This window comes from Variovorax sp. LG9.2 (assembly GCF_035018885.1).
Lineage (GTDB): Bacteria > Pseudomonadota > Gammaproteobacteria > Burkholderiales > Burkholderiaceae_C > Variovorax.
The window spans coordinates 129254-145483 of the sequence record NZ_JASJXB010000012.1 but is presented as its reverse complement, the minus strand read 5'-3'; the positions used below and the strand labels follow the sequence as shown (position 1 = coordinate 145483).

Here is a 16230-nt window from a genome sequence, read left to right as displayed (position 1 = left end):
AATGCCGCTGAGTGCGTGCGGCGGGGTCTTCTGCTCATCTTTGCTCCAGTCTTCACAGGCGAGGTCCTCGCCAGCAGCAGCAGTTTCCACACTTATCGGATTGTTCAGATTTCCGGGGCCAGCTCTACACCATCACCGTCGGCACGGACGCCACCTTTCCGCCGATGGAGTTCGTCGACAACGGCAAACGCACCGGCTTCGACATCGAACTGGTCGAGGCCATCGGCAAGACGCTGGGCAAGAAGATCGAGTGGACCGACATCGACTTCAAGGGGCTCATCCCCGGTTTGATCTCCAAGCGCTTCGACATGGCGGTGTCGGCCATCTACATCACCGACGAGCGCAAGAAGGTCGTCGACTTCACCGTGCCCTACTACGCGGGCGGCCTCGTCGCGATGGTCAAGGCCGACAACACCAGCATCAAGTCGCCCGCCGACTTGAACGGCAAGAAGGTCAGCGTGCAGGTTGGTACCAAATCGGTCACGTACGTGAAGGAGAAGTACCCGCAAGTGCAGCTGATGGAGGTCGAGAAAAACCAGGAGATGTTCAACCTGGTCGACATCGGCCGCAGCGACGCTGCCGTCACGGGCAAGCCCGCCGCCTACCAATACGTGCGCATGCGATCGGGCCTGAAGGTGCTCGACGAGCAACTCACGACAGAGGAGTACGGCATGGCGATCCGCAAGGACACGCCTGAACTGACGAAGGCGGTGAACGGCGCGATCGAGAAGATGAAGGCGGATGGCACGTACGCGGCCATCGTGAAGAAGTGGTTCAGCAACACGGCGAAGTGATGCCGGCTGACAGGCCCCATGGATCTTGATTTCTCCCCCGTCTGGCAAGGCTGGTCTGCCCTTTTGCAGCGCGCGCTCGTCACGGTCGAGCTCACGGCGTGCGCGCTGCTGCTCGGCTGCGTGCTCGGCCTCCTGGTTGGCATCGGCCGGCTGAATCCGAAGCGCCGCTGGCTCTATTCGGTTTGCACGGCTTACGTCGCGGTCATTCGCGGCACGCCGTTGCTGGTGCAGCTCTTCATCCTCTTCTTCGGGCTGCCGCACTTCGGCATCCTGCTGCCGGCCTTCTTGTGCGGCGTGCTCGGCATGGGCGTGTACTCGGGCGTGTACTCGGGCGCGTACGTGTCGGAGATCGTGCGGGGCGCCATCCAGTCGATCGACCGTGGCCAGACCCTGGCGGCTGAATCGCTGGGCATGACGCCGGCTGTCGCGATGCGACAGGTGATCCTGCCGCAAGCTATCGTGCGCATGATCCCGCCACTGGGCAACGAGTTCATCGCGCTGATCAAGAATTCGGCGCTCGTGTCCTTGCTCACCATTCACGACGTGATGCATGAAGGGCAGAAAATCATCAGCGTGTCGTACCGCTCGCTGGAGGTGTACCTTGCGATAGCGCTCGTGTACTTCGTGCTGACCGGTGCTGTCACGCTGGTGCTGCGCTATTTCGAACAACGACTTCGCCAAGGTGGACTGCTGAGATGACCCTGCAACGTTTCGCTCGCAACGCACTGCGCTCGACCCCGTGGAAAAACGGCGGTGGCACCACGCAAGAGATTGCGGCCTGGCCCCTGGGGGCCGAGTTCAACACGTTCGATTGGCGCGTGAGCATCGGCACCGTCGCGGCGAGCGGACCGTTCTCGGTATTCCCCGGCATGGACCGCACCATCGTGCTGCTCGACGGCGAAGGCATGCGCCTGCGTTCCGCCGATGGCAGCGTCGTGCACCGGCTCGACGAGCCGCACGAGCCCTTCGCGTTCAGCGGCGATGTCGATGTCGACTGCACGTTGATCGGCGGTGCGTCGAGCGACTTCAACGTGATGACGCGGCGGTCTGCCTGGGTCGTCGATGTGCGGGTATTCGAAGAAGGCCTGACTCTCGGCGCTGCCGAGTACGGCGTGCTGATGAGCCTCGACGGCCACTGGCAGGTCGGCGAGCAGAAGTTGAATCAGGGCGAAGGCATCTGGTGGGCCGATGTCCGGACCGAGTGGCGGCTGGCGCCGTTGAGCCGCAGCGCGAAGCTGGTGGGTGTGCGATGGAAGCCGAGCGCGCAGTGACGCCGTCTTAGCGCCCGTTCGCTCGTACCGCGGTCTTCATTGCTGCAATGCCTATCCGCGAAGGCACAGCCATCCCACCAGCAATGTGGCGCTGATCCATGCGGCTCGGCGAAGAAAGTATTGCATATGGTCACGCCATGACAACGGCACCGGGTTGAGCGCGTGCCGGAGTACGTCGCGGTCCTCGCGACGCTGCATTCTTTGGCGCTGCCGGATCGTTTGCCGACTCAAATTGCAATCTGTCATGACGTGTCGAAAATTTCCCACTGAATGGCTGGCGTTGCACGAGAGGAGATTCCTCGGCGTAACGACGATTGATTCTGTGGATTTGGGGGCGACGCCGGAATGCCGAAAGGCGTCATCACGATCACCTTTGGCGATCGTGCCGCTCAGGGAATTCGAAAAAGCGTCAGCCCGCCGGGCCAACCAGCCGCGCGTATGAAACGAACATGCTGGTCAACGTGCTGGCAAGCGGCGTGAGCGGAACGCTGTGTCGATGCACCAGGCAGATTTCATACCTGGGAAGTTGCTCCGCGAGAGGAATGGCGACCAACTTGCCGTCCATGATGCCGGCGGTCAAGATCATGCGAGGCAGCGGCGCGAGGAGGTCGGTCTCCGAAAGAATCGTCAAACTATCGAACATCGAATTGCTCGTGACAGCGATCCTCGGACTGCCCAAGCCGCACGCAGCAAACAACTCGACGACACTGCCTTTTGGAGCGCCAAAGGATTCGGGCTAGCCGAGGACGAGCCATTCGCTTTCGGCGAGTTCGCGGATGGACCTGGCCCGTGCCATGGGATGGTCTTTTCTAGCTACTACCACGGGCTCGCTTTTGAACAGCTTGGTAACCACCAGATCTTCGGTTTCGATGTCTGCGGGCAAGGGCACGATCGCAAAGTCGAGGCGACCTTCACGCACAGCCGGAAGAAGCGAGTGCGACAGGCCGCTGGTCAGTTGGACCATCACATCCGGATTGCGTTTGCGAAAGTCGGCGAGCACCGTCGGTGCGAGCAGCAGTTATGGCGCCGTCGAAACGCCGAATGCAACGCTTCCCATACCAAGGCCGCGCAATTGTTGGATCGCCGTCTCCGCCTGGTCGCATTCACGCAAGATCGCCTGCGCGCGTACGAACAGCGCGTCGGCGTAGCGGGTCAGCGTGATGCCACGCGTGGTGCGATGCAACAGGCTGACCTGCAACGAACTTTCGAGGTTTTGCAGGCTCTTGGTGAGGCCTGACTGGGAAGTCTGCAGTGAGCGCGCCGCGGCGCGAACGCTTCCCTGCTGGACCACGGCTACAAAATCTCGCAGTTGCTGAAGTGTCATGGCGTGATCGCTGAAGGTGATCTTGATGCTGTATTGCGACCTTACGTTGTTCAGCACCGCTCTACAGAATGGCTCGGGCGATAGACCCGCTGGAGCCTTCATCGAATGTCGCGCAAAAAAGAATGCCCGACGATGAAAACTGCGCCAGCCGACCGCCCGAACATCATTTTCATTGTCGCCGATGACCTCGGATATGCCGACCTGGGTTGCTACGGCGGCCGGGCGCCGGTCTCGCCGGTGCTCGACGCTCTTGCCGAGCGGGGCATTCGCTTCGACCAGGGATACGCCAACTCACCCGTGTGCTCGCCGACGCGCTTCGCGTTGATGACAGTCCGGTATCAGTACCACCTCCGGGGCGCTGCAGAGGAGCCCATCAACAGCAAGAGCCGCGGCAGCGCGGAGCTCGGCTTGCCAGCCGACTGCCCGACGCTCCCGTCACGATTGCGGGCTGCCGGCTATCGAACTGCATTGGTAGGCAAGTGGCACCTGGGCTATCCGCCAACCTTCGGCCCTCTCAAGTCCGGGTATGACGAGTTCTTCGGGCCGATGTCCGGTGGTGTCGATTACTTCACCCATTGCGACACCGGCGGCACCCACGACCTTTGGCAGAGCAGCGAACCAGTTACAGAAGACGGCTACCTCACCGACCTTTTCTCCAGGAAGGCCGTGGACTTTATCGAGCGTGCTGCGCCTGCGGCCGATGCGACGCCCTTCTTCCTCAGTCTCCACTACACGGCGCCACACTGGCCTTGGGAGACGCGAGACGACCAAGACATGGCAATGAGCCAGGAGCTGCGCGCCAACCTCTTTCATCACGGCGGAGGCAACATCCATGCGTATCGCAAGATGATTCATCACATGGACGAGGGCATCGGCTGGATCGTCGATGCTTTAAAAAAGAAGCGGCTGCTGGACAACACGCTGATCGTCTTCACGAGCGACAACGGGGGTGAGAGATTTTCAGACAATTGGCCTCTTGTTGGCGGCAAGCTCGACCTGACGGAAGGTGGCATCCGCGTGCCATGGATCGCGCATTGGCCAGCCGTCATCGCACCTGGCCGACAAAGCGCTCAGCAATGCATGACGATGGACTGGTCCGCCACGATGCTGGACGCGGCGGGCATCTTGCCCCGTGGCGCGAGTAGTGCGAATAGTGCGAGTAGTGCAATCGACGAGGCAGAGACGCCGATCGATCCAGCCTGCCCGTTGGACGGCGTATCGCTGCTGGCGGTGCTGCGTGGCACGGAGCCCCCGTTTCGCAGGCGGATGCATTGGCGCATGAAGCATCGCGGTCAAAGGGCGCTGCGCGACGGGGATTGGAAATACTTGCGTGTCGACGGGCATGACTATCTCTTCAATCTGGCCGAGGACGAACGCGAGCGCGCCAATCGCGCGACCCATCAACCGCTGTTGCTCGACGCGATGCGCGCGGACTGGGAAGCTTGGAACGCGACCATGCCCGAGATCCCTGCCGATGCCAGTGTGTTGCCCGGCTATTCGGCCAAAGACATGCCGGAGCGCTGAATCGATTTGTCTATCAATGGAAAACGAAAGAACCATGAAATCCAACTTGCTGCACCTGCTCGTCATCGCGAGCTTCACGGTGCTTCCGTTCGGGTCCATTGCGCAAGAGGCGTATCCCGCCAAGCCCATCCGCATCGTTGTTCCCTACCCAGCCGGAGGTGTGCCGGACGTTCTCACCAGAGTCGTGGCAGAGAAAGTGGCTGCGTCCTGGGGTCAGCCATTCGTGATCGAGGCCAAGCCGGGCGCCAGCGGCAACATTGCGGCACTGGCGGTAAAAGGCGCCCCGCCCGATGGATATACGTTGATGGTTGCAGCCCCTTTTCTGACGATCAATCCGCTGCTCGACACCAACACCAAATTCGCGGCCAAGGACTTCGTGCCTGCTGTTCTGCTGGCCAATTCACCGAACCTTCTCGTGGTGCCGGCAACGCTTCCTGTCAACACGCTGAAGGAGTTCGTTGCCTACGCCAAGTCTCGTCCGGGAAAGCTCAACACCGCCAACCACGGAACCGGAACGTCCAATCACATGGGCACCGAAGTGTTCATGTCGGTTGCGGATCTCGATATGGTCATGATTGGCTACAAAGGGCAGGTCCAGTCGGTGCCTGACCTGCTTAGCGGGCAGATCGATTTCATGTTCTTGGCCTCGGCGCAGGCTGCGCCTTTTCTCAAGTCCGGCAAGTTGAAGGCGCTTGCTGTCAGTGCCGACAAGCGGCTCGAGTCGCTGCCCGACGTCCCGACTGTCGGCCAGGCAGGCTACCCCGACGCCGTTGTGCTCCCATGGTACGGACTGGTAGCACCCGCAGGCACGCCGACGGCGATCGTCGCGCGCATCAATTCCGCGTTCACCGAAGCGCTGAAAGACCCAGAGGTCGCCAAGCGCCTCCATAGCCTGTACGCCGAGCCCATGGGTGGCTCACCCGCAGACTTCCAGCGTCTTCTGACCTCTGAAAACACGCGCTGGGCCGATGTCATGAAGAAGCGGAACATCCAGCCCGAGAAGTGAAGTCTTACACTGGCTCTTCGCCGGCAAAACATGCCGGCAAGTCTCCGGTGACCCATGACGATTTCGTTTGACTCGTATCCTTCCGCAGACGGCCTCTGGACCGATCTTCGGTTGCCATTCCAGCCTGGAACCAGCGTAGCGATCGTCGTCGAGCACGGCATCGTTCGCTGGATTGGGTCGCCTGATTCGATGCCGAAAGACTTCTCGGGGTTGCCGACGCATGAGGGTGGAGATGCGCTCGTCACGCCCGGCCTCGTCGATTGCCACACGCACCTGGTCTACGGTGGCCAGCGCGCCAACGAGTTCGCGATGCGGCTGGCCGGCGCGAGTTACGAAGAGGTCGCCAAGGCAGGCGGCGGCATCGTCGCGAGTGTGCGCGCCACACGCGAGGCGAGCGAAGACGAACTGTTCTCGAGCGCATCGCATCGATTGCAAAGCTTGTTGTCCGAAGGCGTCTGCGCGATCGAGATCAAGTCGGGCTACGGCCTGGCGCTGGAACATGAGCGCAAGCAGTTGCGTGTGGCACGGCGACTGGCCCGAGCACATGGCGTGACGGTACGCACCACCTTCCTCGGCGCGCATGCGTTGCCGCCCGAATACGCTGGCCGACCGCACGGCAGTCGCGACTACATCGACCTCGTGTGCAACGAGATGCTGCCCGCGCTGGCAGCCGAAGGACTCGTCGATGCGGTCGATGTTTTCTGCGAGCGCATCGCGTTTTCTCTGGCTGAAACCGAGCAGGTCTTCAAGGCGGCGCAAGCGCTCGGCTTGCCGATCAAGCTGCATGCCGAACAACTCTCCGACATGGGTGGCGCCGCGCTCGCCGCACGCTACGACGCGCTGTCGTGCGACCACATCGAGCACCTGTCGCAAGCCGGCATCGACGCCATGCGCGAGGCCGGCACCGTCGCCGTGCTGTTGCCCGGCGCGTTCTATACATTGCGCGACACGCAACTGCCGCCGATCGCCGCGTTGCGTGCGGCCGGCGTGCCGATGGCGGTGTCGACCGATCACAACCCCGGCACCTCGCCCGTGCTGAGTTTGCTGCTGATGGTGAACATGGCATGCACCTTGTTTCGGCTGACCGTTCCCGAGGCGATCGATGGCGTGACGGTGCATGCGGCACGTGCGTTGGGACTGCAGGAAACGCATGGCACGTTGGCGGTCGGGCGGCCGGCGAACTTCGTTTTGTGGGACTTGCAGGATGCTGCCGAGCTGGCTTATTGGTTCGGTCAGCGGCCGGTGAGGACTGTGGTGCGGCAGGGGAAGATCGCTTTGGGAAGCAACAGAACGTGAACCATGCGCTTTTCGCCGCAGATGCCCTGCTCCCCGGAGGATGGACACGCAACGTCCGTCTGACATGGGATGCGGCCGGTGACATTGCGCACGTGGAGCACGACGCCAAGCCTGTAGCGGGTGACTCGGTCGCCAACGGCCCGCTCATCCCCGGCATGGTCAACCTTCATTCGCATGCCTTTCAGCGCGCCATCGCCGGCCTTACTGAATTCCGCGGTCGGAGCGTCGACGGACAGCGAGACAGCTTCTGGAGCTGGCGCACCTTGATGTACCGTTTCGCGCTGCGGCTCGACCCGGCGCAAATGGAAGCCATTGCGCTCGGCCTCTACGTCGAAATGATCGCGGCCGGCTACACGTCGGTCTGCGAGTTTCACTATGTGCACCACGACGCCGATGGCCGCCCGTATGCCGACGACGCCACGCTCGCGCTGGCCCTCATGTGTGCCGCGCAACGCGCCGGCATCGGCCTCACCTTGCTGCCCGTGCTGTACCAAACCAGCGGCTTCGGCGGCACCGCACCGGGCGACGGCCAGCGACGCTTCATCCGCTCGACCGACTCGATGCTGCGACTGCTCGAACGCCTCAAGCCACTGTGCGATGCGCAAGGCGCACGGCTCGGCCTCGCGCCGCATTCGCTGCGCGCCGTGCCGCCCGAAGGCTTGCGCCAAGCGCTTGCCGGACTCGACGCGATCGATGCCACCGCGCCCATTCATATCCACATCGCCGAGCAGACCAAAGAGGTCGACGACTGCATCGCCTGGAGCGGGCAACGGCCAGTCGCCTGGCTGCTCGATCACGCTGACGTGAATGCGCGTTGGTGCCTCGTGCATGCGACGCACATGGACACCGACGAGTACGCGCGTGCGGCTCGAAGCGGGGCCGTCGCGGGGCTGTGCCCGACGACCGAAGCCAACCTCGGCGACGGCATCTTCGACCTGCCTGCGTGGCGCGCGGCCGGTGGCGTCTGGGGCATCGGCTCCGACAGCCACATCTGCGTCAACGCCGCCGAAGAATTGCTGATGCTCGAATACAGCCAGCGCCTCGCGACGCGCCAGCGCAACGTGACTGCCGACACCGCGCAACCGCACGTTGCGACCGCGATGACGCTGGCTGCGGTGCAGGGCGGCACGCAGGCGGCCGGCCGCTGGGTCCCGGGACACAGCGCCGGTCTGGCGATCGGTCAGCGCGCCGACTTCGTCGTGCTCGATGCAGCGCAGCCAGCGCTTGCCGGATTGAACGCGGAGGACATGCTCTCGTCGCACGTATTCGCAAGCCATCGCACCAGTGCCATCGATTCGGTGTGGGTCGGTGGTGAGCAGCGCGCGAGTGGTGGCCGGCACCTTCTTCACGACAGTGCAGCAGCAGGCTTCGTCGCTGCGCGCACGCAACTGCTTTCGACCACATGACCTTCGTCACCGACCAACCCCCGTTCCGCTTTCGCCAGGGCACGCGCCCGCTGCTGATCTCCATGCCGCATGTCGGCACTTACGTTCCCCCGGCATTGGCAGGTCGCCTGACAGAAGAAGCGCGCCATGTGCCCGATACCGATTGGCACCTCGAACGGCTCTACGACTTCGCCGATGAACTCGGCGCGTCGGTGCTCGTCGCCACCCATTCACGCTACGTCATCGACCTCAATCGCGCGCCCGATGGCGCCAGCCTCTATCCCGGCCAGAGCGTGACCGGCCTGTGCCCGATCGATACCTTCGACGACACGCCGATCTACACCGCAGGTGATGTGCCCGACGACGTCGAAATCGCCGCGCGTCGCGATGCGGTCTGGCATCCGTACCACCGGCAGTTGCAAGCTGAACTAACCCGACTGAAGGCGGCGCACGCCACCGTCGTCTTGTGGGACGCGCATTCGATCCGCTCGCGACTGCCGCGCTTCTTCGAGGGCAAGCTGCCCGACCTGAATCTGGGCACCGCCAACGGAGCGAGCTGCAGCGAAGCGCTTGCATCGACACTGCTGGCCATTGCGCAGTCAGCGCCGTCCTACGCGGGCGTGTTGAACGGTCGCTTCAAGGGCGGCTACATCACGCGCGAATATGGCGATCCGGCCGGGGGCGTGCATGCGGTGCAGCTCGAGATGACCCAGTCCAGCTACATGCAGGAAACGCTGCCGTTCAACTACTTGCCCGACGAAGCGGCCGGCGTCCTGCCTCAAGTCCGGCAGATGCTCAACGCGGTGCTGGAGTTCGCCCTGAAACGCTAGGGACATCGAGGGGGCAGCAGAAGCAGGGAGGTGGCGCGAGATACCGTCACTTTGTCCAAACACCCCACAGGAAGAAATGTATGCCGATGATCAAGGTTGCCACCGAGGCACATCACCCCGTCGAACTTCACTACGAGGACTATGGTGCCGGCAAGCCTGTGGTCTTGATTCATGGGTGGCCGTTGAGCGGTCGTTCCTGGGAGGCGCAGGTGCCTGCGCTGATCAAGGCCGGCTACCGCGTCATCACCTACGACCGACGCGGCTTCGGTACCTCCTCGCAGCCGTGGGCCGGCTACGACTACGACACGTTCGCGGCGGACCTGGATGCCGTGCTGACGCAGCTCGAGCTGCACGGCGTAACGCTGGTCGGCTTTTCAATGGGCGGCGGTGAAGTTGCCCGTTACATCGCGAAGTTCGGCACCGCAAGAATTGCCAAGGCAGTGTTTGCTTCGGCTGTGACGCCGTACCTTTACAAGTCGACGGACAATCCTGAAGGCGGCCTGGACGACGCAACGATTGCGGGATTTCAAGGCGGTGTCGAAAGTGACCGGCTCGCCTTCCTGGACGCCTTCACCGAAAACTTCTTCAAGGCCGGCGACAAGGTGCAAGTCAGCGAGAGCCAGCGGGTGTATGCGCGCAACATCGCGGCTTTTGCCTCACCCAAGGGAACGCTGGATTGCGTGGCCGCCTTCGGTCGCACGGACTTCAGGGCCGACCTGGAAAAGATCAAGGTGCCCACGTTGGTCATTCACGGCGATGCCGATGCGATCGTGCCGTTCGAAGTGAGCGGTGCGCGCACGCACAAGGCGATCGCCGGCAGTCACCTCACTTTGATCAAGGGTGGCCCGCACGGAGTGAACCTCTCGCACGCTGCCGAATTCAACAAGTCCTTGCTGGAGTTCCTGGCCGTCTGAGTTCCGGGCGTTCGGGGTTATTCGCCGGGCATCCGAAGTCCCGGTTTCTACAATCGGAAGCATGAAGCCTCTCGTCTACACCCGCGGCCAGGCGTTGCCTGGCATCCTCGCCCAACGCATAGCTATCCTCGACGGCGCGATGGGCACGATGATCCAGCGCTTCAAACTCAACGAAGCGCAGTACCGGGGCGATCGCTTTAAAGACTTCGAGCGCGACGTCAAAGGCAACAACGAGCTGCTCTCGCTCACCCGCCCCGATGTCATTCAGGACATCCACGAAAGCTATCTGGCCGCCGGTGCCGATCTGATCGAGACCAATACCTTCGGCGCCACCACCATCGCGCAGGAAGACTACAGGATGGCGCATCTGGCACGCGAGATGAACGTCGAGTCCGCCAGGTTGGCTCGCGCAGCCTGCGACAAATTCAGCACGCCCGACAAGCCACGCTTCGTGGTCGGCGCGCTCGGCCCAACGCCCAAGACCGCGAGCATCAGCCCGGATGTGAACGACCCGGGCGCGCGCAACGTCGACTTCGAATCGCTGCGGGCGGCCTACTACGAGCAAACCGAGGCACTGGTCGAAGGCGGCTCCGACGTCATCCTGGTCGAGACGATCTTCGACACGCTCAATGCCAAGGCCGCGCTGTTCGCGGTCGAGGAGTATTTCGACAACAGCGGCGAGCGGCTGCCACTGATCATCAGCGGCACCGTGACCGACGCATCGGGCCGCATCCTGAGCGGCCAGACCGTGACCGCGTTCTGGCACAGCATCCGGCATGCACAGCCGCTGGCCGTCGGCCTCAACTGCGCGCTCGGCGCGGCGCTGATGCGGCCGTACATCCAGGAGCTGGCCAAGGTCGCGGGCGACACTTTCATCAGCTGCTACCCCAACGCCGGACTGCCCAATCCAATGAGTGAGACCGGCTTCGACGAGACGCCCGAAGTCACATCGCGGCTGCTGCACGAGTTCGCCGCCGAAGGGTTGGTCAACATCGTTGGTGGTTGTTGCGGCACCACGCCCGACCACATCGCCGCCATCGGGCGGGCAGTGGCGCCGCTGCACGGACGCGTGCTGCGCAATGCGTTCTATCGCGAAGCCGCCTGATCGGAAGCGTCGCAATCTGCGTTCGATCGGCGACTCTGCGAGTCTTCACTTTCAGCAAATTTGTGAAGCGCAGATGAAGCTTGCGCTCCAAACGCAACGAGCGTGCACGCGGACGCTTCATGCCGCGTTGTTCGACAAGGCCAGGCCGGCACAGACGCGGTTAAGGCCGATTGACAACGCTTCAGACCGCGGCCTACCCTGACCTTGCACAAGGACTCAACATGAACAAGACAAATGCTCAGCGATGGATCGGCATCGGCGCCCTCGCGCTGATTCTTCCGGTCGCCGCCGCTGCACAGCAGGCCTTCACGCGCGGGCCCGTCAACTTGCGCGCCGGTCCCTCGGGCGACTACCCGACGGTGGCACGGCTCGGTCCGGGCCAGCCGCTCGACGTCATCGGATGCACCAACGGCTACGGCTGGTGCGACGTCGTGTTGCCCGACGAACTGCGTGGGTGGGTCGCAGCTCAAAGCCTCGACTACGCCTACGAAGACCAGCGTGTGCCGTTGGCCACCTACGGCGCCAGCATCGGCATCCCGATCGTCGGCTTCGCAATCGGCAACTACTGGGCCGATAACTACCGCGATCGCTCCTGGTACGGCGACCGTCGCTACTGGGGCAATCGGCAACCGCCGCCCGTACAGGGTTGGCGACCGGAACGGCCGCCTGAACCGGGCTGGCGGCCGAATCCGTTTCCAGGTGGCGGTGGCGGAGGTGGCTATGGCCCGGGCTATGGTCCCGGTTACGGCCCCGGCTATGGCCCCGGTCGCCCCGGCAATCCCAATTTCGGCGGGCCCGGTGGCGGTCAGCCTCCCGGCTACCGTCCACCCGGCGGAAACTTCAACCCGCCGCAGCAGGGGTTTCGTCCCCAACCGATGCCGCAGCCCGGCTTTCGTCCGCTGCCGGGCGTCGGGCTCCAGCCGTCGCCGCCGCCAGCGCCGTCCAACACACCGCCGCGCAGCAATGGCTTCCAGAAGGACGGTCCCTGACCTGACCCACAGCGACTTCGCTCGCTGCTCACCCGCGGCGTCGCATCAGGTCGACGAAGCGGCTGGCGCCCAGCCCGAGCGGCCGCTCTTTCGACCACACGACGTCGACCCATAGGTCGAGTCCGTTGCTGAGGTTCTCAAAAGGAATTTCGACCAGTGCGCCAGCGGCTATGTGCGGCAGCACCACGTTGCGCGGCAACCAGCCCCAACCCAGGCCTGCCGCGATCAGGCTCAGTGCCGCGAGCGCGTTGTCGGTGCGCCAGGTGTCCCGCGCGTAGACGAAGCGCGGATCGCTCGTCGCCAGATCACGCCCAGCGACGACGATCTGCCGCGTCGTGATGAGGTGTTGTTCACGCAGTTTGCCGGCGGCCTGTGCGAGCACGGGGTGCGCTGGCGCGATGACCGCGACCATCGTCTCGCTGCTCACTTCCTGAAAGCCTTCGCGACCGTCCAGGCTCGGCCGCTCGAACACGAGCGCCAGTTGCGCGCGACCGGTGTGCAGCATGTCGAGCGCATCGGCCTGCGGCGCCGCCAGCACCTCGACTTCGAGCAGGGGATGCTCTTGCGCCAGTGTGGCGAGCGCGGCGCTCCACGGTGCCGCCAGCAACTCAGGCGCGATGGCGAGCGTGAGTCGATGTTCCAGGCCCTGTGTCAGCGAAAGCGCTTGAACCTGCAACTGCCGCAACTGCGTTGCCAGCAACCTCGCTTGCGGCTCCAGCGAGCGCGCGGCGGCATTGGGCCGCGGCTCGCGGCCGGCGCGGTCGAACAGCGGCAAATCGAGTTCCGCTTCGAGGTTGGCGATTGCCATGCTGACCGCCGAAGGCACGCGGCCCAGCGCCCGAGCGGCGGCCGAGAACGAGCCTTTGTCGATGACCGCGAGAAAGACTTCGACGCTGTCGCTCGACCAAGCCATGCCGTCTTACCTATCAGTCAGATTGAAAGTAGATAACTTTATATGTCAGCACGCCAAACATAAAGTGGCGGCATGCAAGGTATCAAACGCCGCGTCGTCTACATCACCCTCTACGAAGGCATCGCCATCGTGGCCGCCAGCGTCGGGCTCGCGCTGATGTCGGGGCAGGGCCTCGGTCATTCGGGGGCGTTGGCCATGGTCGCCTCGGTCATCGCTGTGCTCTGGAACCTGGCCTTCAACGCGCTCTTCGAGCGCTGGGAATCGCGGCAAGCCGTGCGTGGCCGCAGCGTCAAGCGCCGCATCGCGCATGCCGTCGGCTTCGAGGGCGGGTTGATCGCCTTTCTGGTGCCGGTGTTCGCCTGGGCGCTGGGCGTGAGTCTTCTGGAGGCGCTGGTGATGGACCTCGGCCTGGTCGTGTTCTTCCTGGTCTACACCTTCGTTTTCAATTGGGGCTTCGACACCGTTTTCGGTCTGCCCACATCGGCTGCAACGCCTTCCACGAGCGCTGCTCAGCCGGCCTGAACCAGCGCCGCACTGCGGCATGCAACACTCGCTCGATGTCATCTTTGGAATGGGCCGCGTCGGCCTTGCAGGCGTTCGACGGGGCTGTGGCCGCGAGCAAGGGATTTCGCAGTCGCGAAGGGCAGCGGCGCATGGCCGAACACGTGGCGCGCACGCTGAGCGTTGCCACGCTCGGCAAGGCTGAAAAGTCGAATCTTCCGCAAGAGTCGCAAATCGGCGCCGTCAGCGGCGCCGATGAGCCGGTCCGCGCGATTGCCGTGATCCAGGCAGGGACTGGCGTCGGCAAGTCGCTCGCCTATTGCGCACCTGCCATCGCGCTGGCCCTGGCGCGCAACACGCGCGTGGTGATTTCCACCGCTACGGTCGCGCTGCAAGAGCAGTTGGTGAACAAGGACTTGCCGGCGCTCGCCGCGCTGCTGCCCGAGCCGTTTCGCTTCGCGCTCGCCAAGGGCCGCGGTCGCTACGTGTGCAAGCTGAAGCTTGAACGCCTGACCGGCATGGCGGCGGATGGCGCCGACGCAGAGCACGGACGCCACGGCGAAGAGGGCGACAACTTCGAAGACGACCTGTTCGCCGACGAAGAGGCCGGCGAGGGCGCGTCGCGCGCCGTGCGGCCACCGCATGAGGTCGCCGCGCGCCTCCAGTTCCATACCGGTATCGCGCAAGCGCTTAACCGCGGGGCATGGGACGGCGACCGTGATTCGCTCGACGCCCAGCCCGCCGCCGACCTCTGGGCACCGATGGCGGCCGACGCTGCGTCGTGCACCGGCAAGCATTGCCCATCGTTCAACGGCTGCGTCTACTACGAGCGCCGCAAGACGCTGGTCGGCGCGCAGGTGATCGTGGTCAACCACGACCTGCTGCTGTCGTCGCTCAACAACCGCTTGCTGCCCGAGCTCGACAACTGCCTGCTGATCCTCGACGAGGCGCACCATTTGCCGGCCACCGCGCTCTCGCAATTTGCCTGCCGCATGGACCTGGGCCGCCACGTGTGGGCCGAGCGGCTGGCCCAGCGTGCGGTGCGCGTTGGCGTGCGGCTGGAGGTGACCGAGGTGGCCGACATTCCGATGCATGCCTCGCAGATGCGACAGGCGCTACAACAGGTCGAGCGGCTGGTGATGGAACTGTACGGAGAAGCTCTCCAGACCGGCCTCGCGAACGCCTTCAACGCAACGGGTCGCAACACATCCCGGGCACGTTTGCCGCTCGGTGAACTGCCGGAATCGCTGCAGGGACCACTCGGTCGGGTGGCGCACCATGCATCCGGATTTCTGGACGCGTTGCGTGTCATCGCGAGCGCGTTGCGAGCCGAAATGCGCGACCAGCCAGCACTCGCCCGCCGGCTGTCCGCCATGTATGCCCAACTCGGCGCGCTGGCGCCACGGCTCGAACAGACACTCGACACCGCTCAATTGCTGCTGCGCGACGCAACGCCCGGTGCAGCGCCGGCCGCCAAATGGTTCACGCTGGAAGTCGATGGCGACCTGGCCATGCTGCAAGCTCACGCGAGTCCGTTGCTGCCTGGAGCGACGCTGCGCAACAACCTGTGGAACAAGGTGCGCGGCGCAGTGCTCACATCGGCCACGTTGACCAGCTGCGGACGCTTTGATTTTTTCTTGCGCGAGTCGGGCCTGCACGGTTTGCACGAGGAAGGCGTCGCGACCACGCTCGAAGTGCCCAGCCCGTTCGACTACGCCAAGCAAGGCAAGCTCATCGCGGTCGAGACCCGAGCCGATCCGCGCGAAGCTGCCGCCTATGTCACCGAGATGGTGAAAGCATTGATGCGCGATCTGGCCGATGTGCGGCACGGTGCGCTCGTGCTGTTCACCTCGCGGGAGCAATTGCGCATGGCTGTCGAGGCGCTGACGTCCCGCCTGAAGCCCATCGTGCTGCTGCAGACGGCGATGCCGCGCCAGCAGTTGATGGCCACGCACCGCCACCGCGTCGCCGAGGGTCTGCCGTCGATCATCTTCGGCATGCAATCCTTTGGCGAAGGGCTGGATCTGCCGGGCAAGCTGTGCGAATCGGTCTTCATCGCCAAGCTGCCGTTCGCATCACCCGACGATCCGGTGAGCGAAGCCCGCGCCGAGTGGCTGCGTACCGTCGGCCGCGATCCTTTCACCGAGTTGGTGGTGCCGGCGACGGCGATTCGTTTGGCGCAGTGGGTCGGTCGCGCGATCCGCAGCGAGGACGATCGGGCGAGCGTGTATTGCTATGACCGGCGGCTGGTTCGTACGTCTTATGGGCAACGGTTGCTGCAGGGCTTGCCGGCGTTTGCGCTGACGACTGTGCGTGCGACGGAGGTGGCGGTGGTCGTTTGACCAAACCCTCACGCGGCATCGACGATCCGAAAGCCG

The 16230-nt window shown here is 63.9% G+C and carries 15 protein-coding genes and 1 pseudogene; 13 read left to right on the top strand and 3 right to left on the bottom strand.

Annotated elements, in window-relative coordinates; genetic code table 11:
- The first annotated feature begins 131 nt into the window (after positions 1-131).
- Genes QN413_RS14675 through QN413_RS14665 form a run of 3 tightly spaced genes read left to right on the top strand, consistent with a single transcriptional unit; the run spans position 132 to position 2065 of the window.
- Entirely contained in the window at positions 132-794 is a 663-nt protein-coding gene (locus QN413_RS14675; RefSeq protein ID WP_323497325.1) for a transporter substrate-binding domain-containing protein, read from the top strand.
- Between the two features lie 18 nt (positions 795-812).
- Positions 813-1493 (top strand): amino acid ABC transporter permease, encoded by a 681-nt coding sequence (locus tag QN413_RS14670; protein ID WP_323497318.1) that lies wholly within the window; start codon positions 813-815, stop codon positions 1491-1493.
- Complete coding sequence (locus QN413_RS14665; protein ID WP_323497317.1) at positions 1490-2065, top strand: HutD family protein; 576 nt, start codon at positions 1490-1492, stop codon at positions 2063-2065. The genes QN413_RS14670 and QN413_RS14665 overlap by 4 nt, the downstream gene beginning before the upstream one ends.
- Positions 2066-2474: 409 nt before the next feature.
- Here QN413_RS14665 and QN413_RS14660 read toward each other — a convergent pair.
- Both QN413_RS14660 and QN413_RS14655 read right to left on the bottom strand, forming a co-directional pair.
- Positions 2475-3065, bottom strand: a pseudogene (locus tag QN413_RS14660) (LysR substrate-binding domain-containing protein).
- Between the two features lie 18 nt (positions 3066-3083).
- Complete coding sequence (locus QN413_RS14655; RefSeq protein ID WP_323497316.1) at positions 3084-3446, bottom strand: LysR family transcriptional regulator; 363 nt, start codon at positions 3444-3446, stop codon at positions 3084-3086.
- A gap of 75 nt (positions 3447-3521) precedes the next feature.
- Between QN413_RS14655 and QN413_RS14650 the strand changes: the two genes are divergently transcribed.
- From QN413_RS14650 to QN413_RS14615, 8 genes are all read left to right on the top strand, one after another.
- Positions 3522-4913, top strand: coding sequence for a sulfatase (locus QN413_RS14650; protein WP_323497315.1), 1392 nt, complete (start codon positions 3522-3524; stop codon positions 4911-4913).
- A 34-nt stretch (positions 4914-4947) separates the two neighbouring features.
- Positions 4948-5919: a tripartite tricarboxylate transporter substrate binding protein gene (locus QN413_RS14645; RefSeq protein ID WP_323497314.1), complete on the top strand. Its 972-nt coding sequence runs from the start codon at positions 4948-4950 to the stop codon at positions 5917-5919.
- A gap of 54 nt (positions 5920-5973) precedes the next feature.
- Complete coding sequence (gene hutI, locus QN413_RS14640) at positions 5974-7215, top strand: imidazolonepropionase (protein WP_323497313.1); 1242 nt, start codon at positions 5974-5976, stop codon at positions 7213-7215.
- Positions 7212-8621 (top strand): formimidoylglutamate deiminase, encoded by a 1410-nt coding sequence (locus QN413_RS14635; protein WP_323497312.1) that lies wholly within the window; start codon positions 7212-7214, stop codon positions 8619-8621. The genes hutI and QN413_RS14635 overlap by 4 nt, the downstream gene beginning before the upstream one ends.
- On the top strand, positions 8618-9430 hold the full coding sequence (gene hutG, locus QN413_RS14630) for an N-formylglutamate deformylase (protein WP_323497311.1): 813 nt from the start codon (positions 8618-8620) through the stop codon (positions 9428-9430). The genes QN413_RS14635 and hutG overlap by 4 nt, the downstream gene beginning before the upstream one ends.
- A gap of 80 nt (positions 9431-9510) precedes the next feature.
- Positions 9511-10344 (top strand): alpha/beta hydrolase, encoded by an 834-nt coding sequence (locus tag QN413_RS14625; RefSeq protein WP_323497310.1) that lies wholly within the window; start codon positions 9511-9513, stop codon positions 10342-10344.
- A gap of 61 nt (positions 10345-10405) precedes the next feature.
- On the top strand, positions 10406-11449 hold the full coding sequence (locus QN413_RS14620; RefSeq protein WP_323497309.1) for a homocysteine S-methyltransferase family protein: 1044 nt from the start codon (positions 10406-10408) through the stop codon (positions 11447-11449).
- Positions 11450-11670: 221 nt separating this feature from the next.
- Positions 11671-12438 carry an SH3 domain-containing protein gene (locus QN413_RS14615; protein ID WP_323497308.1) on the top strand — a complete coding sequence of 256 codons (768 nt, stop codon included), beginning with the start codon at positions 11671-11673 and terminating at the stop codon, positions 12436-12438.
- Positions 12439-12466: 28 nt separating this feature from the next.
- Here QN413_RS14615 and QN413_RS14610 read toward each other — a convergent pair whose 3' ends face one another.
- Positions 12467-13351 (bottom strand): LysR family transcriptional regulator, encoded by an 885-nt coding sequence (locus QN413_RS14610; protein ID WP_323497307.1) that lies wholly within the window; start codon positions 13349-13351, stop codon positions 12467-12469.
- 72 nt (positions 13352-13423) lie between these two features.
- On the opposite strand from QN413_RS14610, the gene QN413_RS14605 reads away from it, so the two are divergent.
- Positions 13424-13873 (top strand): PACE efflux transporter, encoded by a 450-nt coding sequence (locus tag QN413_RS14605; protein ID WP_323497306.1) that lies wholly within the window; start codon positions 13424-13426, stop codon positions 13871-13873.
- 35 nt (positions 13874-13908) lie between these two features.
- Entirely contained in the window at positions 13909-16194 is a 2286-nt protein-coding gene (dinG, locus tag QN413_RS14600) for an ATP-dependent DNA helicase DinG (RefSeq protein WP_323497305.1), read from the top strand.
- Positions 16195-16230: the final 36 nt, after the last annotated feature.

Excerpts from the sequence above, each read along its gene's own strand:
- hutG (WP_323497311.1), top strand. The coding sequence starts at position 8,618 with ATGACCTTCGTCACCGACCAACCCCCGTTCCGCTTTCGCCAGGGCACG.
- QN413_RS14615 (WP_323497308.1), top strand. The coding sequence starts at position 11,671 with ATGAACAAGACAAATGCTCAGCGATGGATCGGCATCGGCGCCCTCGCG.
- QN413_RS14650 (WP_323497315.1), top strand. The coding sequence starts at position 3,522 with ATGAAAACTGCGCCAGCCGACCGCCCGAACATCATTTTCATTGTCGCC.
- QN413_RS14670 (WP_323497318.1), top strand. The coding sequence starts at position 813 with ATGGATCTTGATTTCTCCCCCGTCTGGCAAGGCTGGTCTGCCCTTTTG.
- QN413_RS14610 (WP_323497307.1), bottom strand. The coding sequence starts at position 13,351 with ATGGCTTGGTCGAGCGACAGCGTCGAAGTCTTTCTCGCGGTCATCGAC.
- QN413_RS14665 (WP_323497317.1), top strand. The coding sequence starts at position 1,490 with ATGACCCTGCAACGTTTCGCTCGCAACGCACTGCGCTCGACCCCGTGG.
- hutI (WP_323497313.1), top strand. The coding sequence starts at position 5,974 with ATGACGATTTCGTTTGACTCGTATCCTTCCGCAGACGGCCTCTGGACC.
- dinG (WP_323497305.1), top strand. The coding sequence starts at position 13,909 with ATGTCATCTTTGGAATGGGCCGCGTCGGCCTTGCAGGCGTTCGACGGG.
- QN413_RS14645 (WP_323497314.1), top strand. The coding sequence starts at position 4,948 with ATGAAATCCAACTTGCTGCACCTGCTCGTCATCGCGAGCTTCACGGTG.
- QN413_RS14625 (WP_323497310.1), top strand. The coding sequence starts at position 9,511 with ATGCCGATGATCAAGGTTGCCACCGAGGCACATCACCCCGTCGAACTT.
- QN413_RS14605 (WP_323497306.1), top strand. The coding sequence starts at position 13,424 with ATGCAAGGTATCAAACGCCGCGTCGTCTACATCACCCTCTACGAAGGC.
- QN413_RS14620 (WP_323497309.1), top strand. The coding sequence starts at position 10,406 with ATGAAGCCTCTCGTCTACACCCGCGGCCAGGCGTTGCCTGGCATCCTC.